The sequence below is a fragment of the Brevundimonas sp. genome (assembly GCF_016742135.1).
Classification (GTDB): Bacteria; Pseudomonadota; Alphaproteobacteria; order Caulobacterales; family Caulobacteraceae; genus Brevundimonas.
On sequence record NZ_JACVCG010000005.1, the window covers coordinates 116,285 to 136,238 of the forward strand.

The window sequence follows — 19,954 nt, forward strand, 5'->3', positions numbered from 1 at the left end:
TCCCCCAAGCCTTAACGAAACACGGGGTTCCCGGCTAGGGCAGCTTCTTCACAGCTGTGCCATATCCAGCACGAAGCGATAGCGCACGTCGGACTTCTGCATCCGCGCATAGGCCTCGTTGATCTGTGACGGAGCGATCACCTCGATGTCACAGGCGATGTCGTGTTCGGCGCAGAAGTCGAGCATTTCCTGCGTCTCGCGGATGCCGCCGATCAGCGAGCCGGCCACGGAGCGACGGCGCCACAGAAGGGGCATGGCATACACCGGCAGGCCCTCGGTCGTCAGGCCCAGCATGACCATGGTGCCGTCTCGGGCCAGCAGGTTCAGATGCCCGGCGATCTCATGCGTAGCCGAGACGGTATTGATGATCAGGTCGAACTTTTCGGTCGAGGCCGCCATCGCCGCCTTGTCCGAGTTGATCAGGAAATGCTTCGCCCCCATGCGTTCGGCATCGGCCTTCTTGCGGTCCGACGTCGACAGGACGGTGACCTCTGCCCCCATGGCCGCGGCCAGCTTGACCGCCATATGGCCGAGGCCGCCCAGGCCGACGACCGCCACCTTTGAGCCCGGGCCGACCTTCCAGTGGCGCAATGGCGACCAGGTGGTGATCCCGGCGCACAGCAAGGGGGCTGCGGCATCCAGCGGAAGGGCGTCCGGAATGCGCAACACATAGTTCTGGTCGACGGTGATCCGGTCGGAATAGCCGCCCTGGGTGATCTTTTGCCCGACCTCTGCCCCCTTCGGATCGGGCGAACCATACGTCTGCGTCATGCCCGGGACGCAGTACTGTTCCAGCCCTTCCTGGCAGGAGGCGCAGGTCCGGCAGCTGTCGACCATGCAGCCAACACCGACCCGGTCGCCTTCCCTGAAGCGCGTGACGTTCGCTCCGACCGCCGTCACCACGCCGGCGATCTCATGCCCGGGCACGATCGGATAGCGGGTTCCGCCGCCCAGTTCATTCCGGGCCACATGCAGGTCGGAGTGGCAGACACCGCAGTATCTGATCTCGATCGCCACATCGTCCGGACCCGGATCGCGCCGGTCAAAGGCCCAGGGCTCGAGCGGCTTGTCGGCGGCGACGGCGGCAAACGCGCGGGTGGCGATGGGCATGGGGCGTATCCTTCAGAGGGCTATCCGCTACAGGTGTCCATGGCGGACAATCGGCGCAACCCTACCATTCGTTTCGCCCGTCGACATGCCGGATCGGCACGGCGGCCAGGTCCAGCCCCTCGAACAGCCGGGCATTGAGGACCACCCGGGCAGGCCGCACCTCGCCGTCATCCGTCGTCCAGGCCGGCACCTCGGCATGGACCGCGCAGCCACAGGTCGCGCAGTGGTAAAAGGTCATCATCCGGTCGCCCCACTCATAGGGCGTCAAGAGCGCGGGCGTGAGAGTGAGTTGAACCGCCGCAGGCGCGTAATATGCGGCCAAGGTTCCCCGCTTGGTGCAGGTGGTGCAGGTGCAGTGAGTGACGGTTTCGGGTGCTGCCGCCGCGAACCGCTGGGCCCCGCAGTGACAGCTGCCCCGCAGGAGCTCACCGGTCATTCCACGCGCTCGATCAGGGCCATGGCGGCCGCCGGATTCCGGACCTTGGCCCCGGCGATCATATAAGCGAACACATCGCCCCGCTTCGCCCAGCCCCGCAGGCGGTCTGCGGCGGCGTCGAGTTCGGCGGGCGACATGCCGGTCGGCTCGTCCTCGCGGCTCGACATCAGCCGGGCATAGGAAAAGTCTGCGGTCGGTTGATCGATGCGCGGCCATTCCGGCGCCTCATCATCCTCGGCATAGACGATGGCACAGCCGTATTTCGCCGCCAGATCATAGAATTCCTGGGCGTCGAAGCTGGGGTGCCGAACCTCCAGCGCATGACGCAGGCGAAGGCCGTCCTTCTCCTTCGGCAAGAGCTTCAGAAAGCCCTCGAAATCGACCGGATCGAACTTCTTGGTCGCCATGAACTGCCAGTTGATCGGCCCCAGCCTGTCGCCCAGCGCCGTCAGGCCCTGATCCAGAAACCGGTCAAAGCTCTCCTGGCCCTCGGACAGCACCTTGCGATTGGTGCAATAGCGGCTGGCCTTGACGGCAAAGACGAAACCGTCGGGCGTCTCGTCGCGCCACTTCATCCAGCTGTCGGGCTTGAAGGTCGAATAATAGGTGCCGTTGATCTCGATCGAGGTCAGCTTTCCGGCCGCGTATTCCAGCTCGCGCTTCTGGACCAGGCCTTCGGGATAGAAGACGCCCCGCCAGGGCTCATAGGTCCAGCCGCCGATGCCGATGTGGATGGGATTAGTCATTAACCTTCTGCCACCAAATCAAGCCACTTCGCTATTTTTTCCGCCTCAGACCTAGTAATGTCGTCGGGCACAACAAAACGGAAAGGCTTGTCGCGCTTAAGCACGAAAACCTGGACCCCGACTTCCAAATTTTCACTTTCTGGCAATGGGTTAGGGCTCTCGGGCGATGGCGTCGGGCTTACCACACCCGGTGTAGGGGGCGGTACGGGTCGATTTAAGGCCTTTACAATACGCGAGGGTCGGCTCCGGCGGCCAGGCACGAATGTGCCATGACCAGCCGCTGCAAGGTCCTGCAGTGACGACACCACCTCATGGCGCGCCAGTTTGAGCCTCTTCTCTATGAGCTCCACCGGGACTTCATTTTCCCTCGTGGACCAAATGAAATCAGCGATTGCTTGAGTTGCATTATCCATAGGTTTCTTAGCCCTCAAGGCGGCTGGGATGCCCGCGACGCCCGATCTTGAAATCAGCGATTCCCTTGAACGCGATAGCTTGGAACATAGCAATGACGGCGGCGCGGGTGAACCCAGTATCCTTGACGGCTTCGTCGACGGTGTAAACTGTCTTGATCATCTCTTATCTCCTGATTTTGGCGTAAGCGCCTCGAGCAGGACCCTTGTAGCAACCTTGTTTTGAGCCGTCAACAACCTTGTACAAGACAGTTCAAGGTTTATTATTGGGACTGCCGCAACCATCTTCCTCGACCGGCAGGAGCCGCAACGGCGAGACGGCCCCGCCGCCCGCTTCGAGTCCGTTGGGAAAGCCGCTGGACAAAATCAGGACTGAGCTGGCATCTTCGCTGACTACCGCCCACAGACATTCGCCGCCGGCGGCATGGCAACCGGTCTCAGGGTCATTGATTCCACAGGTGATGACGGCTCATTCCGGGTTTTCTATCGACTTCGAACCGCTCGACGGCGACCGGCGTAAAGCGACCGTGGGTCGTCACGAGACGCCCTTCAACATTGGATTCGAAGCTGGCCTCGCTGGCCCCACGGCCTCCAGCGGTCCGTCGAAGGCCTGAAGCGTCACGAGATCGCGCATGTGAGGTTCGGCGGCAGGATCGGACAGGACCACGCAACGTGGGGCGCCCCCGTTGCATGGCCGTAGTTAATGCCCCGCACAATGGTCGCAAGCGATGCCGAGAACGGCGGGCTCGGGGATGTTCATGGTCGCCATTGTGCGTCTCCTTCAAGGGAGGCGTCCGTGCCTCGGCAAACCTAGTCGAGACATGGCGCTGCGGGCCTACTGGGCCGGCGGCTGATCCGTTTCCGGCACAGCCGCCGGGGATCCGCCCGGCGACGCGTTCGGCACGGGCTGCAGCTCGGCGGGCATGGGCTGTTCGTCCGCCATGTCCGAAGCGGAATCCAGAGCAGGCTGGCTGGCCATGACCATGATGGCGTAGATGATCAGGATCAGGGTGATGGAGACCACCAGCACAATCAGGATCCTGAGGCCGCTGCGGCCCTGCTTGGTGCGGCCTGCGTCGACGACGGGCCCATCGGCTTCACGGGCGTCGGCCTCGGCGGGCTCCTGACCAGGCAGGACATCCGTGGGCTCTTCGGGGGGGCGATTTTCGATGGTCATGCCAAGGAAACCCGCAAGCGCCACCGTTGTTCCGCAAGGCGACTCCGCGCCACTGCCTCAGTAGGCATAGTCCGAGTAAAGCCTGCGCACATCGCCGGCCCAGGGCCCGTGATACAGGTCCAGCAGGCGCTCGGCCGGGGTGACGCCGCTGTCGGCCGTGTCCTCGAGTTCCGACAGATAGCCGCGCTCATCGACCATGCCGCCCGAGAAGCGCGCCCGGTTCTTCAGCCCCTGCCGGGCGATGGCCACCAGATCGACGGCCACGTCCCTCAGGACCCGCCCGTTCACCTCGGCCCGCAAGCCCAGGCGGGTGACGTCGCGCCGCAGACGCTCGTGATCCTCGATCTGCCAGTCCTTGCAGAGGTCCCAGGCCGCCGCCAGCGACGGGGCGTCATACAGAATCCCCGCCCAAAGCGCGGGCAGGGCGCAGATGCGGCTCCAGGGACCGCCGTCGGCCCCGCGCATCTCCAGATACTGTTTCAGACGCACCTCGGGGAACAGGGTGGTCAGATGATCGGCCCAGTCCTTCGTCGTCGCACGATCGCCCGGCAGGGCGTCCAGTCTGCCGTCGATGAAGGCCCGGAACGACTGGCCCGACAGATCGACATAGCGGTCGCCCCGCTTGGCGAAATACATCGGCACGTCCAGCGCATAGTCGACATAGGCCTCGAAGCCGAAGCCGTCTGCGAAGACGAAATCCAGCATGCCGGTGCGGTCAGGGTCGGTATCGGTCCAGACATTGGCGCGGGCGGTCAGGAACCCGTTCGGCCGACCTTCCGTGAACGGAGAATTGGCGAACAGGGCCGTTGCCACCGGCTGCAGCGCCAGCGAGGTCCGGAACTTCATCACCATGTCGGCTTCGGAGTCGAAGTCCAGGTTGGCCTGGATGGTGCAGGTGCGCAGCATCATGTCGAGGCCCAGCGCGCCCCGCTTCGGCATATAGGCCCGCATGATGTCGTAGCGGCCCTTGGGCATGACCGGCACATCCTCGCGCGGCCACAAGGGATCAAAACCCGAGCCGAGGAATCCCAGCCCCAGCTCGTCGGCCACCATCTTGACCTCGACCAGATGCTGGCCGGTCTCGGAACAGATGTCGTGAATATCCTTCAGCGGCGCGCCCGACAGCTCGAACTGCCCGCCCGGCTCCAGACTGATGGAGGCGGTATAGCCCTCGGCATTCTTGCGCTCGAGGGCGATGACATGGCCGGCCTCCTCGACCGGGCTCCAGCCGAACCGCTGCAGCCCCTCCAGCATGGCGCGGATGCCGGATGGTCCGTCATAGGCCGGTCGACGCAGCGTCGCCTTGTCGAAGCCGAATTTTTCGTGCTCGGCCCCGATCCTCCAATGGTCTTTCGGCTTGATCCCCTTCGACAGCGCCCCGATCAGGGCCTCGCGGGTCAGCGGTGCAGCATCAGCCATGAAAGGGGTCCCTCGTTCGTCTGGCGAAATGGGCGGTCCCGGGGCCGGGCACAAGTGGCCTCAGCGTGGCCAGTCGCCCAGGGTCGCCTGCCACAGGGTCAGGGCCACGACGGCCGCCGTGTCGGCCCGCAGCACCCGGGATCCCAGCGAGACCGCCGTCGTGAACGGCAGGGCCCGCAAGCGGTCCCGCTCCTCGGGAGAGAACCCGCCCTCCGGCCCGATCAATATGCCCCAGGCCTTGCCACCCGCAGCGGGCAAGGCCGTCAGCGCCGGCGGGCCGCCCGTCTCGTCGCAGAACATCAGGCGGCGGTCCGGGTCCCACCCGTCCAGAATGGCGTCGAGGGGCTCGGACGCGACAATCTCCGGCACATCCATACGTCCGGTCTGCTCGGCGGACTCGACCGCGATGGTCTCCAGCCGGTCCAGCCGGATGGTCTGCGGCTGGGTGCGGGCCGTGCGCACCAGCCGTATACGGCGCGCGCCCAGTTCCGTGGCCTTTTCGACCGCGAACTCCAGCGGGCTCTTCTTCACCACAGCCAGGATCAGCTCGACATCGGGCGGCAGGATCTGGTCGCGGACCCGTTCCTCCGCCTTCAGCAGGCAACCCCGCTTCAGCACCTCGGTCACGGAACAGCGCCACTCACCGTCGCGACCGTTGAAGACCAGAAGAGCATCGCCCGCCTTCAGCCGCATCACCTGGGTCAGATAGCGCGACTGCTCCAGCGTCGGCGCAAGCGCGGCGCCGGGCGACAGGGGTTGGGGAATATGGAGGCGGATCATGAGACGTCGGTCGGAGGCTGCGGCTTTCGCTTGCATCTATCGACCGCCTTGGGCCCCATGTCAGCCATGGGAAAGAAAAATGAGGCCTATGAGGCCGAGCTGCGCACCCTCCAGATCGCCCTGGTCGAAAGCCAGGCCCGGCTGATCGCCGAGGGCCGCAAGGTGCTGATCCTGTTCGAGGGGCGGGACACGGCGGGCAAGGATGGCGCCATCAAGCGGGTCACCGAGCACATGGCCCCGCGCCATACCCGGGTCGTCTCCCTGCCCAAGCCGAGCGACCGCGAACAGACCCAGTGGTATTTCCAGCGCTACGTCGCCCACCTGCCGGCGGCGGGCGAGATCGTGATCTTCAACCGGTCCTGGTACAACCGGGCGGGGGTCGAGGTGGTGATGGGCTTTTCCACGGCCGGGGAACAGGCCGACTTCATCCGCGATGTCCCGGCCTTCGAGGCCATGCTGACCGAAGCCAATATCGTCCCGATCAAGATCTGGCTGGACATTACCAAGGGCGAACAGGCGCGCAGGCTTGAGGCCCGGGTCGAGGACCCCCTGAAACATTTCAAGACGTCACCGCTGGATGCCGAGGCCCAGAAGCGCTGGCACGCCTATTCCGAGGCCCGTGACACCATGCTGCTGCGCAGCCATACGCCCCATGCGCCGTGGCTGATCGTCGCCACCGACGACAAGAAGCAGGCCCGGCTGAACGTCATGCGCCATCTGGTCGAGCGCCTGGGGGTGCACGGCCTCAGTGTCTCGACGCGTCCGGTTGATCCCGCCATTGCCTTCCCGTTCGAGCCCGAGTCCCTGAAGGACGGCCGCATGGCGCGGTAAGGCGAGATTACCCGCAGGTGGTCCGTACACTCTGCACGGGACGAAACAGCTAGGGCGCGACCTCGGCGGCGGTCATGGCCCAGGCGCGGAGCTCGGGAATGCCCCAGCCCTTTTCCGACGACGTCAGCGCCACCTCGGGATAGGCGGCGGGGCGTTTGGAAATGGCCTTCAGGGTTTCAGCGACGCGCTTCTCCCCCTCGCCCGCCTTCAGCTTGTCGGCCTTGGTCAGAACGATCTGATAGGAGACGGCGGCGAGATCCAGGGCGTCGAGGGCCTCGGAGTCGACCGCCTTCAGCCCGTGGCGCGCATCGATCAGCAGATAGACCCGTTTCAGCGTCACCCGCCCCCGGAGGTAGTCGCGGCCGAGGTTCTGGAATCGCTTGACCTCGCCCCTGGACGCCTTGGCCCATCCATAGCCCGGCAGGTCGACCAGACGCATGCGTCCATCCAGGTCGAAGAAGTTGACCTCGCGCGTGCGGCCCGGCTCGTTGGAGGCACGGGCCAGACCCTTCATGCCCACCAGGGCGTTGATCAGGCTGGACTTCCCGACATTGGAGCGCCCGGCAAAGGCGATCTCGGGCCAGTCGGGCGGCGGCAACTGCTCGATCTTCGCACAGCCCATGATGAAGGTGGCGGGCCGTGCGAACAGCACCCGCGCGGCCTCCAGCTCTTCCTCGGTGAAGTCGGTCACGCGGCCTTCTTCTTGATGTAGCGGTCGATAAAGGTATCGATCGGGTTCTCGGCCTTGAAGCGGTGCATGATGATGTACTGCTGGATAATCGACAGGATGTTGTTCCACGCCCAGTAGACCAGCAGGCCGGCCGCGAACGGCGCCATGATGAAGGTGAAGACGAACGGCAGGAAGGCAAAGATCTTGCGCTGCATCGGATCGGGCGGCGGCGGGTTCATGGCCATCTGCAGCCACATGGTCAGGCCGTAGAAGATCGTAAGCACGCCGAGGCCCAGGGCCCCGACCAGCAGGCCGCCCAGCAGGGGCAGGCTGCCCGGATCCCACGGGATCAGGCCGAACAGGTTCCAGATGTTGGAGGGGTCACGCGCCGACAGATCCTGAATCCATCCGAAGAAGGGCGCGTGGCGCATCTCGATGGTGACGAACAGCACCTTGTAGAGGGCATAGAAGACCGGGATCTGGATCAGGATCGGAATACAGCCCGCCAGCGGATTGATCTTCTCGCGCTGATACAGGGCCATGGTCTCCTGCTGCTGCTTCTGGATGTCGCCTTCGTGCTTCTTCTTGATCTCCTCCATCTTCGGCTGGAGCTTGCGCATCTTGGACATGCTCTCATAGGCCTTGTTGGCCAGCGGGAACATGACCAGCTTGACCACCACGGTCAGGGCCAGGATGGCCAGACCGAAATTGCCCAGCACGCCATAGAAGAAGTCGACGATCAGGAAGATCGGGCGGGTCAGGAAGAACAGGAAGCCCCAGTCGATCGCATAGATGAAGCGCGGCAGGCCCAGTTGCTCCTCATAGCTCTTGAGGATTTCATTACGCTTGGCGCCGGCGAACAGGTGACGGGTTTCGGTGATCTGGCGGCCAGGCTGGATGGTCACGGCCTCGCCCAGCATATTGGCCTGCATCGACTTGACGTTGCCCTGGTCGCGGACGCGGAACTCGGCCTCGATGGCCTCGCCCTGATCGGGGATAAGCGCCGCCAGCCAGAATTTGTCGGTGATGCCCAGCCAGCCGCCGGTCGATTCCTTGCGGATCGGCGGCTTCTTGGCCCAGTCGTTGTACTTGTGCTGCTCGGTCGTGTAGCCGCCGCCCTTGCCGAAGGTGCCGATGGCACCCTCGTGCGAGATCATCTCGCGGCCCAGCGTCGGCGGCACACCCTGACGGCGGACCGAGCCATAGGGCGCGACCGTGATCGGCTGGGCGCTGAAGTTGGCGACCGTGTCGGTGACGGTGAACAGATACTGCTCGTCCACCGAAATGACGCGGGTAAAGCGCAGGCCCTGGCCGTTGTCCCAGGTCAGGGTGACGGGGGTCGAGGGCGTCAGGGTTTCGCCCGAGGTCAGCCGCCAGGGTGTGTCCAGCCCCGGAACGCCGCCGGCGACATTGGTGCCCAGCCAGCCGAACTGGGCGAAATAGGCATATTCCATGCCCTGCGGCCGGAACAGTTCCACGGGCTGGTCCGAGCCCAGCGTCTGGTCATAGCCCAGCAGGAACAGGTCATCGATCTTGCCGCCCTCGAGCGACAGGGACCCCCTCAGGGTGTCGGTTTCGATGGCTACCCGGCTGGCGGTGCCGAGAGCGGCCTGGCGGTCGGTGATGAAGACGGGCGGGGTCGCCGGAATGTCGGCGGAATCGGTCGGCAGGGCCACGCCCGGCTGGCTCTGCGCCGCCGTGGCCTCGCGCTGGGCATCGAGGGCCGCCTTGCGCTGGTCCGCCTGGGGCTGCAGCACAAAGGCCTGATAGGCGAACAGGAAGATCACCGTGACCACGATGAAGATGATCGTGTTGCGACTGTTTTCGCTGTTCATGAATCGGCGGTCCTGGCCAGGTGTGGCGAAGCGTTCAGGGCGCGGTCGAGGCCGACGGCCCGTCGGGCGCATCCGGCCGCGGCGGGCGCGGGGTCGCGAGCCTTGTAAGGGCCCATTTCACATCGTCAAGCAAACGTGGCCAAGCGCGGTCGACCGTGCCCATGCGCGCGATCAGCACATAGTCGGATCCGGGCCGTCCAAGTTCGGGAATCAGCAGGCGCGCGACCTCTCGCAGACGGCGTTTGGCCCGGTTGCGGATCACCGCCCCGCCAATCTTGCGCGTGGCTGTAAAGCCGACTCCGATCCGGGGGTCGCCATCGCCCCGGTCGCGCCGCTGGATAACGACACCGCCCCGGGCTTCGGACATGCCTTTCGCGGCCGCCAGAAACTGGGGCCGCGAAACAAGACGTTCAATGCGGGTCATGGCCACACGGTCTCTCCGGACGGAGAGACCCGACGCATCAGGCGGTCAGGCGCTTGCGGCCCTTGGCGCGACGACGCGCAACGATCTTCTGACCGTTCTTGGTGGCCATCCGCGAACGGAAGCCGTGACGGCGCTTGCGCACGAGTCGCGACGGCTGATAGGTCCGCTTCACGGTCGGCTCCATTTATCTAGCGATGAAGCGGCGGACAGGAAGGCGTCCACCGCAAGAGGGCGGGCGTATAAGACCCCGGGGCGCGGGTGTCAACGCCGTCGGCGTGCCGCCTGGCCCCAGAATGAGACCGTGAAGCCATGACCGAGCCCCCGACCCCCGCTGATCCCGAGCCCGACGCCGAGCCTTCCAGCCCGAGCAAGGGGCATGCGCCCCGGTCGCTGAAGGACTGGATCCTGCGCCTGTCGCCGATCCTGGCGCTGGCCGGCCTGGTCATCCTGGCCTTTGCCATGGGCTGGAACAAATATCTGTCGATGGAGATGCTGCGCGAGCACGGGCTGAATCTTCAGGCCTTCGCCGCCGAGCGGTTCCTGCTGGCGCTGGTGATCTTCATCGCCGTCTATGCCCTGGCGACCGCCAGCACCATTCCGGGCCCGGTGTTCCTGACGCTTCTGGGCGGGATGATGTTCGGGCCTCTGGTCGGGGCCCTCGCCCAGGCGACCGGCGCGACGCTGGGCTCGATCGCCATCTATATGCTGTACCGCAGTGCCATCGGCACCTGGCTGCGCGCCAAGTTCGAGGCGGACGCCGGGATGATGCACCGGATCGCCACCGGCATCGACCGCAATGCCTTCGTCACCCTGTTGACCCTGCGGCTGATCCCGAGCGTGCCGTTCGTGCTGATCAATGCCACGGCGGGCATGGTCGCCGCTCCGCTCCGCCCCTATATCGCCGCGACCTTTCTGGGCCTGCTGCCCTCGACCTACATCTACACCTGGATCGGCTGGGGGCTGGGCGACCTTTTGCGGCAGGGGGTGCAGCCGGACCTGAACATGCTGGTCTCGAAATTCTTCTGGCCGCTGATGGGGGTGGCCTTCCTGTCGATCCTGTTGCCGCTGATGATCAAGGGCGGACAGGCGTGGTACAAGCGCCGTCGGAAGAGGATGGCATGACGGCGGCCACGGACCGGGTCTATCGCTGGGCGGTAAAGCCCCTGACGGCCTTGAAGGCGCGCGCCGGCGCGCCCGCCACGTCCCGCGTCGGCCCCCGCATCTTCTCGGGTCTGGCCTTTCGCCTGCTGCTGCTGACGGTGATCTTCACCTTCGCCGTCGGTGCCCTGATCATCGTCCCCAATGCCGCGAGCTTTCATGAGCGCTGGCTGCGCGACCGGCTGCAGGCGGCCGAGCTGGCCTCCACGGCGGTCGAGGCTCTGCCCTACAGTATGGTGGACGATGAGGTGGCCGAGCAGCTGATGACCATCGGCGGGGTGCAGGCCGTGGTGGTCGGCGATCAGGGCGTGCGCCGCCTGTTGCTGCAGGCCCCCAATCTGCCGCGCGCGCCCGATGTCATCGACCTGAGGGGCCGGGATGCCTGGACCCGGGTGGTCGAGCCCTGGCGGACCCTGTTCGGCCACCCCGACCGATCGATCCGGGTGCAGGCCCGGCCCAGCTATCGCTCGGGCGACTATGTGGAGATCCTGACCCCGGCCGAACCCCTCAAACAGGAGCTGCGCGCCACGCTGGTGAACAGCCTGCTCACCGCCGTTCTGGTCGCGGGGCTGGCGGGTCTGATGCTGTATGCCGCGCTGGCGGTGCTGGTGCTGCGACCGCTCAACCGGGTGACGCGCTCGATCGAGCGGTTCGCGGGTGATCCCGAGTCGGACCCGGAGCCCCCGTCCGACCGGCGTGACGAAATCGGTCAGGTCGAGCGCGAACTGGCGCGCATGCAGGGCGAGGTCCGGCTGGCCCTGCGCTCCCGCGCCCGGCTGGCGGCGCTCGGCGAGGCGGTGGCCAAGATCAATCACGACCTGAGAAACATGCTGAGCGCCGCCCAGATCGCCTCGGACCGGATGGCGGATTCCGCGGACCCCACGGTGGCCCGGGCCCTGCCCCGGCTGGAGCGGGCGCTCGGCCGGGCCACGGCCCTGACCCGCAATGTGCTGGACTACGGCAAGACCGAGGAGCCCGAGCCCCAGCTGCGCCGCGTGCCGCTGGGCGCGGCCGTTACCGCCGCCGCCCAGGACGCCGGCCTGGAGCACAGCCGGATCAAGCTGGTGCGCGCCCTGCCCGCCCGGCTGGCGGTGACCGCCGACCCGGATCAGCTGCATCGCATCCTGGTCAATCTGATGCGGAATGCCCGTCAGGCGCTGAGCGACACGCCCGAGGCCGTCAGCGGCACCCGCCCGCCGCGCCTGAGGGTCGCCGCCGAGGTGCGGGGCACCCGAGTCCATGTCCGGCTGGAGGACAATGGCCCGGGCATCCCCCCGCGCATCGAAGAACAATTGTTCAAGGCCTTTGTCTCGGGCGCCGGGCGCGAGGGCTCGGGTCTGGGCCTGACCATTTCCCGCGAGCTGGCCGAGGCCCAGGGTGGCACGCTGCGGCTGGTCTCGACCGGCCCGCAGGGGACGATCTTCGAACTGGTGCTGAACGCCTGAGTCCCCATGAGGAAACTTTCAAAGGCTTGACCGTTTCGCATGGGGTATGTGTGTTCCTTCGGAGGATCCCATGATTTCACTTGTGACCGTTTCCACTGTCCTTCTGCTGGGCGGCCCCCTGATGCAGGACCCGCCCCGGCAACCCGCGCAGGACCCTGTCGTGCAGCAGGATTCCGGCGATGACGAAACCCACCGCCTGAACGCCCGGGTCCTGACCCGGCTGGAGGGTGCCAATGCCGTCGAGGCCCAGGGCCGCGCCGCCTATGAGGCCGCCGTCGCCGAGCGCGAAGCCCGGATCGCCGAGATCGAGGCCGAAGCCGCCCGCGAGCGGGCCGCCTATGAAACCCGCATGGCCGAGCACCGCGCCGAGGTGGCCGCCGCCGAGGCCCGTCAGGCCCGCTGGCGCGACCAGGTCGCGGCCTGCCAGCGGGGCGTCCGCGCCGCCTGCGCCGGGAACTGACACGGCCATTGATGCCGCTGTGAAGCCGTGACAGCCTCCGCCTTCGGACGGCTGGGGGACACAGAATGGTATTTCGAGGCGGACCCTGGACCTCGCGCCGTGGCGTGCTGATCGGCGCGGGACTGGCCGCCGCATGGCCCGGCAGGGGGACCGCCGGCGCGGGTGATCCCGCGCTGGTTCAGACCCGGTATGGTCCCGTGCGCGGCTTCACCGATCAGGATGTGCGCGTCTTCCTCGGCATACCCTACGGGGCGGACACCGGCCCCCGGCGGTTTGCCCCGCCCGCCCCGCCCGCGTCGTGGACGGCACCGTTCGAGGCCACCGTCTATGGTCCGTCTGCCCCCCAACGGGCCGAGGCAGGGGCGACGTCCGAGGACTGCCTGCGCCTGAATGTCTGGACACCGGCGCGCGTCGACGAGCCGCGCCCGGTCATCGTCTATATCCACGGCGGCGCCTATGCGACCGGCTCGGGCTCCAGCCCCCTGACCGACGGGGCGCGGCTCGCCCGGCGGCACGGGCTGGTGGTGGTGACGCTGAACCACCGGCTGAATGCGCTGGGCTATGCCTATCTGGCGCGACTGGCGGCGGGCCAGGGGATCACCGGCTTCGAGGACAGCGGCAATCTGGGCCAGCTGGATCTGGTGCTGGCGCTGGAGTGGGTGCGCGACAGTATCGCGGCCTTCGGCGGCGACCCGTCCCGCGTGACCCTGATCGGGCAGTCGGGCGGCGGGGCCAAGATCGCGACCCTGATGGCCATGCCGCAGGCGCGCGGCCTGTTTCACCGCGTCATGACCATGAGCGGCCAGCAGGTGACCGCGTCGGGCCCGCTGAACGCCACGCGCCGGGCCGAGGTGTGGCTGGATGCGCTGGGCCTTGCGCCGGACCGGATCGGCCAGCTGCGCACCCTGCCCGTCGAACGGCTGATCGAGGCCACCCGGGCCGAGGACCCCATTCTGGGCGGCAGTCTCTATTTCGGTCCGGTGCTGGACGAGCGGGTGCTGATGCGCCACCCCTTCTATCCGGATGCCCCCGCCCTGTCGGCCGACATTCCGATGATCATCGGCAATACCCGCGAAGAGACGCTGGCCTTCCTCGGCAACGATCCCGCCAATGCCAATCTGACGTGGGACAGCCTGCCCGCGCGGCTGACGCCTGCCCAGTTGCGGATCGACGTGGCACCCGAGGCCGTAATCGCCTTTTACCGCGACCTCTATCCGCAGATGTCGCCCGATGAGGTGCTGATCCGGGCCACGACCGCGGGCCGGTCCTGGCGCGCGGCGGTGATCGAGGCCGAGGAGCGCGCGCGGCAGGGCAGTCCGGCCCGGGTCTATCAGCTGGACTGGCCCGCCCGCCTGCCGAACGGCCGGACCGGGGCGTTTCACACCTCGGACATTCCGCTGGTGTTCGACACCCTGTCCGCCGAGGGCTCGGGGGCCATCGGATCCGAGGCACAGGACATGGCCGACCGGATGAGCGGCTTCGTCGCCCGCTATGCCGCGACCGGTGACCCCAATGGCGCGGACCTGCCGGACTGGACCCCCTATTCGCTGGCGCGTCGCGAGACACTGGTGCTCGACCGGCCACCGCGCATGGAGAACGACCCGCGCGGGGCCGAACGGGCGTGGTTTGCGCGGATTCCCTACATCCAGCCGGGAACCTGACCCCTACACCGCCGGGGCGTGGATCGCATCGGCCCGGGCCAGCCAGGCGTCGAAGCGGGTGCAGACCGTGCGGACGAAGGGGGCGGCGGCCTCTGGGATGCGAAAGCCGTCGTCCGTCCGTTCGATCAGGCCCTCGGCCTCGAGGTCGTCCATGTCGGCCACGATCCCGGCCAGCGACCGGGCCCGGTCGCCGAACCGCCGGCGCAGGCCGGCATCCGAATAGGTCAGATCGCACATCAGCCGCTCGATCACATGGGCCCGCAGGCGGTCGTCGTCGCTCAGCGCCACACCCCGCGCGGTCGCCCGTCCGCCTGCGGCGATCCGTGCCCGATAGTCGGCGACCCCGGTGGCATTCTGGGCATAGCCCTGCGGGAACCGGCTGATGGCCGAGGCGCCGAGGCCGATCAGGGCATCGGCGCGGTCCGTCGTATAGCCCTGAAAATTCCGCTGCGCCGGGGCCTGCGCCAGGGGATCGTCTGGCTGAGCGAAATGGTCCAGTCCGATCCGCACATAGCCTGCGTCCACCAGCCGCCGGGTCGCCAGTTCCGCCAGCCGCAGGCGTGCCTCGAACCCCGGCAGGGCGGCCTCGGGGATCAGCCGCTGGTGGCGAATGCGCTGGGGCAGATGGGCATAGCCGAAGACCGCCAGCCGATCGGGCCGGAGCGCCAGCGCCTGATCCAGCGTATCGGCCAGCCGGGCCTCGGTCTGGTGCGGCAGGCCATAGACCAGATCGATGTTCAGCGCCCCTATGCCCGCGCGGCGCAGGTCTTCGACCACCGCCCGGGTCGTCTCGAACGATTGCCGCCGGTTGATGGCGGCCTGGACCTCGGGACTGAAGTCCTGAACGCCGATCGAGACGCGGTTGACCCCTGCCCGGGCGAGCGCTTCGGCCCGCGCCGCATCCATGAAGCGCGGGTCGATCTCGACCGCGAATTCGGCCTCGGGGTCGAGGGTGAACCGGTCCCGCAGTCCCCCGGCGAGCCCCAGTATCTGGTCCGGCTGAAGGCTGTTGGGCGAGCCTCCGCCCCAGTGCAGATGCGTCACCCGCCGTCGCGGCCCCAGCCGGTCGGCCACCGCCCCGATCTCGGCCTCCAGAGCCTCGAGATAGCCCGCGATCGGCCCCGGCGTGTTCACCACCGTGGTCGCGCAGCCGCAGTACCAGCACAGGGCCCCACAGAAGGGGATATGCACATACAGCGACAGGGCCGCCGTCTCGGGCAGGGCAGCGATCCACGCGCCGCTCTCGTCCGGACCGACCGCGCTGCTGAAATGCACCGCCGTGGGATAGCTGGTGTAGCGCGGCGTCGGGGCCCGCAGGCGATCAGGGGAAGGAACACGGATCATGCCCGGGCGATGCGCCGTCCCCGTCTGTCACGCATTGAGATGGATCAAGTCCTGCGCGCGAGGATCTGCCTCAGCGGCATATGCCCAAGCTGAAACCCTTCGCCCGCTGGGGGTTTCCTCTTCCCGAGAGGAGACTTTGCCATGCCCAGAGGCGACAAGTCCGCCTATACGGACAAGCAGGAACGCAAGGCCGACCACATCGCGGCCGGATACAAGGAACGCGGTGTTTCCGCCAAGGAGGCTGAGCGCCGCGCCTGGGCCACCGTCAACAAGGATGACGGCGGCGGCAACAGGAGCGGCTCCGGGCGGGGTAAGCACACCGGCAATCCCGCCGCCCATAAGGGCGGTCGCAAGGGGGGTGCCGCGTCCGCCAGCCGCTCCAGGGCGGATCGGTCCGCCGCGGCGAAGAAGGGTTGGGAGACGCGCCGCCGCAAGGCCGCGCACTGACCCCCATGGATCGCAAACAGAGCCAGGGCCGCAAGGACAACGGAGCAACGCCGGGCGGCAAGCCTGACGCGACCACGTCGGACGCGGCCGTGAAACGCACCGGTGAACGATCGAGACACAGCGCCGGACCGGATGGCCCGGACGCCACCGAAGTGGGGGACACCTTCAAGCACCCGCCACGGGGCGAACAGGCCAGGAGCAAGCCATGACCATGAGAATTTACCGCGTTACCGTCGGGAATCCCGACGGAGGGGCGCGCCGCGAGTTGAAGGTTCCCTCAAAGACCGACGTTCAGGCGAGCGACGCCGCCGTGGGCCTGATGAAACCGGGCGAAGCCATTCTGGACGTCATGGAAATCGATGACCCCTATCAGCAGGTGGACGGCCCGCCCCCCGGGACCCAGACCCATCCGGACCGGATCACCTAGACCCGGCATGGCCATGTCCGAAGACATATCTCGCCACTCGTCCGGTCCCTTCCCCGGCGAAGACACGCCCGCCCCGCGATCTGCGGACCCCCTCCCCGAGTTGCTCGAGGACGGTCAGGAGGAGGTCTTTTCCCGAAGCGAGGTCGAGCGGGGCTGCATCGAGCACCACGTCGGGGAGGATGACGATCCCGAAGGGTAACCTCCCGGCCGGACCTCACGACAAAAAATGGCGCGCCCGAAAGGATTCGAACCTCTGACCCCCAGATTCGTAGTCTGGTGCTCTATCCAGCTGAGCTACGGGCGCGCATCTGACCCTTGCGGGCAGGTCTGACCCTTGCGGGGCAGGGGCGGTTCTCTAGCGGCTCGGTTTCGACGGCGCAAGGCCTTGTGCGATCTGAAGGGGAGAGAAATCGCCCGGCGGGGCACGGGACCGTCGAACGGAGGGCCAAAATGGGCTAGGCCGGATCACACCTCCCTCTTGTTGTCGCGGACCTGCCCTTTGCCCATGACTGTGCCGAGCCCCCTCAGTCTTCTGTCCGCCACCGCCCTGTCGGCGCTGATGCTGGTCGTCGGTGCCTGCGCGAAGCCCGAGGCCCGGCCGGTCGAGGCCACGGCCCCGGTCGTGGCGGAGGGGGCGAAGGCGGTCGGCCCTTTCGTCTCGGCGGCCAATCCGCATGCGGTCGCGGCCGGCATGACGGTGCTGGAACGAGGCGGCACGGCCGCCGATGCGGCAGTGGCGGTCCAGGCCGTGCTGGGCCTGGTCGAGCCCCAGTCGTCGGGCCTCGGCGGCGGGGCCTTCATGATGTGGTTCGACGCCGAAAGCGGCACCGTCACCGTCTATGACGGGCGCGAGACGGCACCGGCGGCGGCCACGCCCGACCTGTTCTGGCAGGAGGGCAGGCCGCTGGGCTTTGCCGAGGCGGTCCTGTCCGGGCGCTCGACCGGCGTGCCGGGCGTGGTGGCCATGCTGGGTCTGGCCCAGACCCGACACGGCCGCCTGGCCTGGGCGGACCTGTTCGGCGATGCCGAGCGACTGGCCGAGGATGGATTCGAGGTCAGCCCGCGACTGGGCGGGTTCATTGCCGCCACCCGGGGTCAGGCCCGCAGCGACTGGGCCAATGCGTATTTCACCGGAGCCGACGGGAAACGCGTCCAGACGGGCGATATACTGACCAACCGGGCCTATGCCGAAACGGTGCGCGCCCTGGCCGCCGGGGGGTCCCGCGCCCTGTATGAGGGCCCGATCGCCGAGGGCATTGTCGCGACGGTCGGCCAGGCTCCCCTGCCCGGACCCCTCACGCTGGAAGACATGGCCGGCTATCAGCCGAAGGTGAGGGGGCCCCTGTGCCGCCCCTACCGGATCTATGTCGTCTGCGTGCCACCGCCGCCGTCCAGCGGCGTGTCGCTGTTGCAGCTGCTGGCCATGGCCGAGCATGTGCCGGAGGTCTCGGCCGGGCCGGACGATGCCGGGGCCTGGGTCGCCTTTGCCCGGCTGCAGCGGCTGATGTATGCCGACCGCGACCGCTATGTGGCCGATGCGGACTTTGTCTACGTCCCCGTCGCGGGCCTGCTGGATCCCGGCTATGTCGCCGGGCGTGCCGCGCTGGTGCCCGGCCTGACCGGGGCGGCAGAGGCCGGCCACCCCCCCGGCATCGTCACCGTCGGCACCGACGCCACGGTCGAGCCCGCGGGAACCTCGCACTTCTTCATCGTCGACCAATGGGGCAATGCGGTCAGCATGACGACCACGGTCGAAAGCGTGTTCGGCTCGGGCCGGATGAGCGGCGGCTTCTTCCTCAACAATCAGCTGACCGACTTCTCGTTCGAGCCGGTCGATGATCTGGGACGTCCGGTGGCCAATGCGGTGGCGGGAGGCAAGCGGCCCCGCTCGTCGATGGCGCCGGTGCTGATCTTCGACCGCGAGGGACGGCTGGTGGGCGGCCTGGGATCCCCGGGGGGCTCCTCCATCCTGGCCTATAATGCCAAGGCGCTGATCGGCACCCTGGACTGGGGTCTCGGCGTACAGGACGCCTTCGACCTGCCCAATCTGGTGGCGCGCGGAACCGGACTGGGCGCCGACACCGAGCGGTTTTCCCCGGCGCTGCAGGCGGCGCTCGCGGCACAGGGGCTGCACCTGCGGCCGAATGCCAGCGAGAACTCGGGCCTGCACGGGGGTCTGTGGCGGCTGGGGCCGGACGGCTGGGCCTGGGACGGGGGGGCCGACGACCGGCGCGAAGGGGTGGTCGCGACCCGTTAAGGGATCACCAGTCGGGTTTGATCGACAGCTGGAAGGCCACCATGCCCTCGGTCACATCGGTGTCGACGCCGTTGCTGACGCTGCGCATGCCGCCGGGCTCGATCTCGCGATAGACCAGGCCGACCGAGCTGTGCACATCGCCGCGGCGGAAGGCGACCCCGATCGAGGCATCGCCGAGGAAGGCCCCGGAGTCCTGGCTGTATCCCGAGCGGGCATAGTCGCCGTCGCGGGTGCGGGCGAAGTTATAGCCGACGGCGCGACCGGAGCCGGCGGCGAACACATACCAGCGCGCCCGGTCGCCGAAGACCTCCTGTCCCTCGGGGACGAGGCGATCCATGTCGGGGCCGATCGACAGGGTGGCGCCCGCCTCGGCCACAGGGCCCAGCGGGGTCAGGCCGACCCCGGCGTGAGGGGTCAGGGTCACTTCCAGACCCGAGGCGGTATAGCCGAGCGTGGAGGGCCAGCCCCGGCGATAGCTGAGGCCATAGCGTTCGTCATCGACCATGACGGCATCGCCGGCGCCCGGGGGCAGCGGACTGCCGTCCGCGCGTCGGAGAGTTCCCGCGCTGTCGATCCGCAGGCTTTCGGTATAGGTGTCGGTCTCGCGCCAGACCTCGCGGCTGGTCGCCACCCAGGGCGAGCCGCGCTCGGCCTCTACCGGACGCACATCCACGGCGCGAGTGTCGGGGATATAGGCCGGCCCCGCGACGGTCTGGACACGCGCGGTATAGGTGGTGTCGGCATTCAGGCGGGTGGTGATCTCGCGGTCGCGACGTTGGGCTTCCCAGCTGTCTTCCCAGGAATCTGTATTGAACGACGCCGTCGCTGACGGGCCCGCCTGTGCATAGGCAGCTCCCCCGAAGCCGGTGGCCAGGACAAGTCCGGCCAGTATGGACGTCGATCGCTTCACAGGCCCC

Annotated in this window: 22 protein-coding genes and 1 tRNA gene; 9 read left to right on the top strand and 14 right to left on the bottom strand. The window is 67.5% G+C overall.

Annotated features, from left to right (window positions below):
- Window positions 1-48 precede the first annotated feature (48 nt).
- From IBJ06_RS11565 to IBJ06_RS11595, 7 genes are all read right to left on the bottom strand, one after another.
- Entirely contained in the window at window positions 49-1,110 is a 1,062-nt protein-coding gene (locus tag IBJ06_RS11565) for an NAD(P)-dependent alcohol dehydrogenase (RefSeq protein ID WP_292160468.1), read from the bottom strand.
- A 61-nt stretch (window positions 1,111-1,171) separates the two neighbouring features.
- Window positions 1,172-1,546 (bottom strand): GFA family protein, encoded by a 375-nt coding sequence (locus IBJ06_RS11570; protein ID WP_292160470.1) that lies wholly within the window; start codon window positions 1,544-1,546, stop codon window positions 1,172-1,174.
- Window positions 1,543-2,292, bottom strand: a complete 750-nt coding sequence (locus IBJ06_RS11575) for a DUF72 domain-containing protein (protein ID WP_292160472.1) — start codon at window positions 2,290-2,292, stop codon at window positions 1,543-1,545. The genes IBJ06_RS11570 and IBJ06_RS11575 overlap by 4 nt, the downstream gene beginning before the upstream one ends.
- Window positions 2,293-2,712: 420 nt before the next feature.
- Window positions 2,713-2,865, bottom strand: a complete 153-nt coding sequence (locus IBJ06_RS11580) for a hypothetical protein (protein WP_292160475.1) — start codon at window positions 2,863-2,865, stop codon at window positions 2,713-2,715.
- Window positions 2,866-3,537: 672 nt separating this feature from the next.
- On the bottom strand, window positions 3,538-3,879 hold the full coding sequence (locus IBJ06_RS11585) for a hypothetical protein (protein WP_292160477.1): 342 nt from the start codon (window positions 3,877-3,879) through the stop codon (window positions 3,538-3,540).
- A 57-nt stretch (window positions 3,880-3,936) separates the two neighbouring features.
- Window positions 3,937-5,298 (bottom strand): glutamate--cysteine ligase, encoded by a 1,362-nt coding sequence (locus IBJ06_RS11590; RefSeq protein WP_292160479.1) that lies wholly within the window; start codon window positions 5,296-5,298, stop codon window positions 3,937-3,939.
- 60 nt (window positions 5,299-5,358) lie between these two features.
- Window positions 5,359-6,078, bottom strand: coding sequence for a 16S rRNA (uracil(1498)-N(3))-methyltransferase (locus IBJ06_RS11595; protein WP_292160481.1), 720 nt, complete (start codon window positions 6,076-6,078; stop codon window positions 5,359-5,361).
- A gap of 66 nt (window positions 6,079-6,144) precedes the next feature.
- Here IBJ06_RS11595 and ppk2 point away from each other — a divergent pair, with 66 nt between their 5' ends.
- A complete protein-coding gene (ppk2, locus tag IBJ06_RS11600; RefSeq protein ID WP_292160483.1) occupies window positions 6,145-6,909 on the top strand; it encodes a polyphosphate kinase 2 in 765 nt (254 codons plus the stop codon).
- A 49-nt stretch (window positions 6,910-6,958) separates the two neighbouring features.
- Here ppk2 and yihA read toward each other — a convergent pair whose 3' ends face one another.
- From yihA to rpmH, 4 genes are read right to left on the bottom strand one after another with little or no spacing between them, the layout of a single operon-like run.
- Window positions 6,959-7,600, bottom strand: coding sequence for a ribosome biogenesis GTP-binding protein YihA/YsxC (gene yihA, locus IBJ06_RS11605; RefSeq protein ID WP_292160485.1), 642 nt, complete (start codon window positions 7,598-7,600; stop codon window positions 6,959-6,961).
- Window positions 7,597-9,414 carry a membrane protein insertase YidC gene (gene yidC, locus IBJ06_RS11610; RefSeq protein ID WP_292160487.1) on the bottom strand — a complete coding sequence of 606 codons (1,818 nt, stop codon included), beginning with the start codon at window positions 9,412-9,414 and terminating at the stop codon, window positions 7,597-7,599. Before yidC ends, yihA begins: the two co-directional genes overlap by 4 nt.
- A 34-nt stretch (window positions 9,415-9,448) precedes the next feature.
- The gene (locus tag IBJ06_RS11615) at window positions 9,449-9,838 is read right to left on the bottom strand and encodes a ribonuclease P protein component (protein WP_292160489.1); all 390 of its coding nucleotides are present in this window, start codon (window positions 9,836-9,838) and stop codon (window positions 9,449-9,451) included.
- A 37-nt stretch (window positions 9,839-9,875) separates the two neighbouring features.
- Window positions 9,876-10,010, bottom strand: a complete 135-nt coding sequence (gene rpmH / locus IBJ06_RS11620; protein WP_003164000.1) for a 50S ribosomal protein L34 — start codon at window positions 10,008-10,010, stop codon at window positions 9,876-9,878.
- Window positions 10,011-10,147: 137 nt separating this feature from the next.
- Here rpmH and IBJ06_RS11625 point away from each other — a divergent pair, with 137 nt between their 5' ends.
- From IBJ06_RS11625 to IBJ06_RS11640, 4 genes are all read left to right on the top strand, one after another.
- The gene (locus IBJ06_RS11625; RefSeq protein WP_292160491.1) at window positions 10,148-10,960 is read left to right on the top strand and encodes a TVP38/TMEM64 family protein; all 813 of its coding nucleotides are present in this window, start codon (window positions 10,148-10,150) and stop codon (window positions 10,958-10,960) included.
- Window positions 10,957-12,441 carry a HAMP domain-containing sensor histidine kinase gene (locus IBJ06_RS11630; RefSeq protein ID WP_292160493.1) on the top strand — a complete coding sequence of 495 codons (1,485 nt, stop codon included), beginning with the start codon at window positions 10,957-10,959 and terminating at the stop codon, window positions 12,439-12,441. The genes IBJ06_RS11625 and IBJ06_RS11630 overlap by 4 nt, the downstream gene beginning before the upstream one ends.
- A 70-nt stretch (window positions 12,442-12,511) precedes the next feature.
- Window positions 12,512-12,901, top strand: coding sequence for a hypothetical protein (locus IBJ06_RS11635; protein WP_292160495.1), 390 nt, complete (start codon window positions 12,512-12,514; stop codon window positions 12,899-12,901).
- A 65-nt stretch (window positions 12,902-12,966) separates the two neighbouring features.
- The gene (locus IBJ06_RS11640) at window positions 12,967-14,562 is read left to right on the top strand and encodes a carboxylesterase/lipase family protein (protein ID WP_292160497.1); all 1,596 of its coding nucleotides are present in this window, start codon (window positions 12,967-12,969) and stop codon (window positions 14,560-14,562) included.
- Between the two features lie 3 nt (window positions 14,563-14,565).
- On the opposite strand, the gene hemN is transcribed toward IBJ06_RS11640, so the two are convergent.
- Window positions 14,566-15,906: an oxygen-independent coproporphyrinogen III oxidase gene (hemN, locus tag IBJ06_RS11645; protein ID WP_292160499.1), complete on the bottom strand. Its 1,341-nt coding sequence runs from the start codon at window positions 15,904-15,906 to the stop codon at window positions 14,566-14,568.
- A 141-nt stretch (window positions 15,907-16,047) separates the two neighbouring features.
- On the opposite strand from hemN, the gene IBJ06_RS11650 reads away from it, so the two are divergent.
- From IBJ06_RS11650 to IBJ06_RS11660, 3 genes are all read left to right on the top strand, one after another.
- A complete protein-coding gene (locus IBJ06_RS11650; protein WP_292160501.1) occupies window positions 16,048-16,353 on the top strand; it encodes a plasmid stabilization protein in 306 nt (101 codons plus the stop codon).
- 205 nt (window positions 16,354-16,558) lie between these two features.
- Complete coding sequence (locus IBJ06_RS11655; RefSeq protein ID WP_292160503.1) at window positions 16,559-16,780, top strand: hypothetical protein; 222 nt, start codon at window positions 16,559-16,561, stop codon at window positions 16,778-16,780.
- A 7-nt stretch (window positions 16,781-16,787) separates the two neighbouring features.
- Window positions 16,788-16,979 carry a hypothetical protein gene (locus tag IBJ06_RS11660; protein WP_292160505.1) on the top strand — a complete coding sequence of 64 codons (192 nt, stop codon included), beginning with the start codon at window positions 16,788-16,790 and terminating at the stop codon, window positions 16,977-16,979.
- Window positions 16,980-17,007: 28 nt separating this feature from the next.
- Here IBJ06_RS11660 and IBJ06_RS11665 read toward each other — a convergent pair.
- Window positions 17,008-17,084: transfer RNA gene (locus IBJ06_RS11665), tRNA-Arg, on the bottom strand.
- Window positions 17,085-17,285: 201 nt separating this feature from the next.
- Between IBJ06_RS11665 and IBJ06_RS11670 the strand changes: the two genes are divergently transcribed.
- The gene (locus IBJ06_RS11670; RefSeq protein WP_292160507.1) at window positions 17,286-19,037 is read left to right on the top strand and encodes a gamma-glutamyltransferase family protein; all 1,752 of its coding nucleotides are present in this window, start codon (window positions 17,286-17,288) and stop codon (window positions 19,035-19,037) included.
- 4 nt (window positions 19,038-19,041) lie between these two features.
- Here the strand turns inward: IBJ06_RS11670 and IBJ06_RS11675 are convergent, their stop codons facing one another.
- Complete coding sequence (locus IBJ06_RS11675) at window positions 19,042-19,947, bottom strand: lipid A-modifier LpxR family protein (RefSeq protein ID WP_292160508.1); 906 nt, start codon at window positions 19,945-19,947, stop codon at window positions 19,042-19,044.
- Window positions 19,948-19,954: the final 7 nt, after the last annotated feature.

Excerpts from the sequence above, each read along its gene's own strand:
- IBJ06_RS11565 (WP_292160468.1), bottom strand. The coding sequence starts at position 1,110 with ATGCCCATCGCCACCCGCGCGTTTGCCGCCGTCGCCGCCGACAAGCCG.
- IBJ06_RS11570 (WP_292160470.1), bottom strand. The coding sequence starts at position 1,546 with ATGACCGGTGAGCTCCTGCGGGGCAGCTGTCACTGCGGGGCCCAGCGG.
- IBJ06_RS11575 (WP_292160472.1), bottom strand. The coding sequence starts at position 2,292 with ATGACTAATCCCATCCACATCGGCATCGGCGGCTGGACCTATGAGCCC.
- IBJ06_RS11580 (WP_292160475.1), bottom strand. The coding sequence starts at position 2,865 with ATGATCAAGACAGTTTACACCGTCGACGAAGCCGTCAAGGATACTGGG.
- IBJ06_RS11585 (WP_292160477.1), bottom strand. The coding sequence starts at position 3,879 with ATGACCATCGAAAATCGCCCCCCCGAAGAGCCCACGGATGTCCTGCCT.
- IBJ06_RS11590 (WP_292160479.1), bottom strand. The coding sequence starts at position 5,298 with ATGGCTGATGCTGCACCGCTGACCCGCGAGGCCCTGATCGGGGCGCTG.
- IBJ06_RS11595 (WP_292160481.1), bottom strand. The coding sequence starts at position 6,078 with ATGATCCGCCTCCATATTCCCCAACCCCTGTCGCCCGGCGCCGCGCTT.
- ppk2 (WP_292160483.1), top strand. The coding sequence starts at position 6,145 with ATGGGAAAGAAAAATGAGGCCTATGAGGCCGAGCTGCGCACCCTCCAG.
- yidC (WP_292160487.1), bottom strand. The coding sequence starts at position 9,414 with ATGAACAGCGAAAACAGTCGCAACACGATCATCTTCATCGTGGTCACG.
- IBJ06_RS11615 (WP_292160489.1), bottom strand. The coding sequence starts at position 9,838 with ATGACCCGCATTGAACGTCTTGTTTCGCGGCCCCAGTTTCTGGCGGCC.
- IBJ06_RS11625 (WP_292160491.1), top strand. The coding sequence starts at position 10,148 with ATGACCGAGCCCCCGACCCCCGCTGATCCCGAGCCCGACGCCGAGCCT.
- IBJ06_RS11630 (WP_292160493.1), top strand. The coding sequence starts at position 10,957 with ATGACGGCGGCCACGGACCGGGTCTATCGCTGGGCGGTAAAGCCCCTG.
- IBJ06_RS11635 (WP_292160495.1), top strand. The coding sequence starts at position 12,512 with ATGATTTCACTTGTGACCGTTTCCACTGTCCTTCTGCTGGGCGGCCCC.
- IBJ06_RS11640 (WP_292160497.1), top strand. The coding sequence starts at position 12,967 with ATGGTATTTCGAGGCGGACCCTGGACCTCGCGCCGTGGCGTGCTGATC.
- hemN (WP_292160499.1), bottom strand. The coding sequence starts at position 15,906 with ATGATCCGTGTTCCTTCCCCTGATCGCCTGCGGGCCCCGACGCCGCGC.
- IBJ06_RS11650 (WP_292160501.1), top strand. The coding sequence starts at position 16,048 with ATGCCCAGAGGCGACAAGTCCGCCTATACGGACAAGCAGGAACGCAAG.
- IBJ06_RS11655 (WP_292160503.1), top strand. The coding sequence starts at position 16,559 with ATGACCATGAGAATTTACCGCGTTACCGTCGGGAATCCCGACGGAGGG.
- IBJ06_RS11660 (WP_292160505.1), top strand. The coding sequence starts at position 16,788 with ATGGCCATGTCCGAAGACATATCTCGCCACTCGTCCGGTCCCTTCCCC.
- IBJ06_RS11670 (WP_292160507.1), top strand. The coding sequence starts at position 17,286 with ATGACTGTGCCGAGCCCCCTCAGTCTTCTGTCCGCCACCGCCCTGTCG.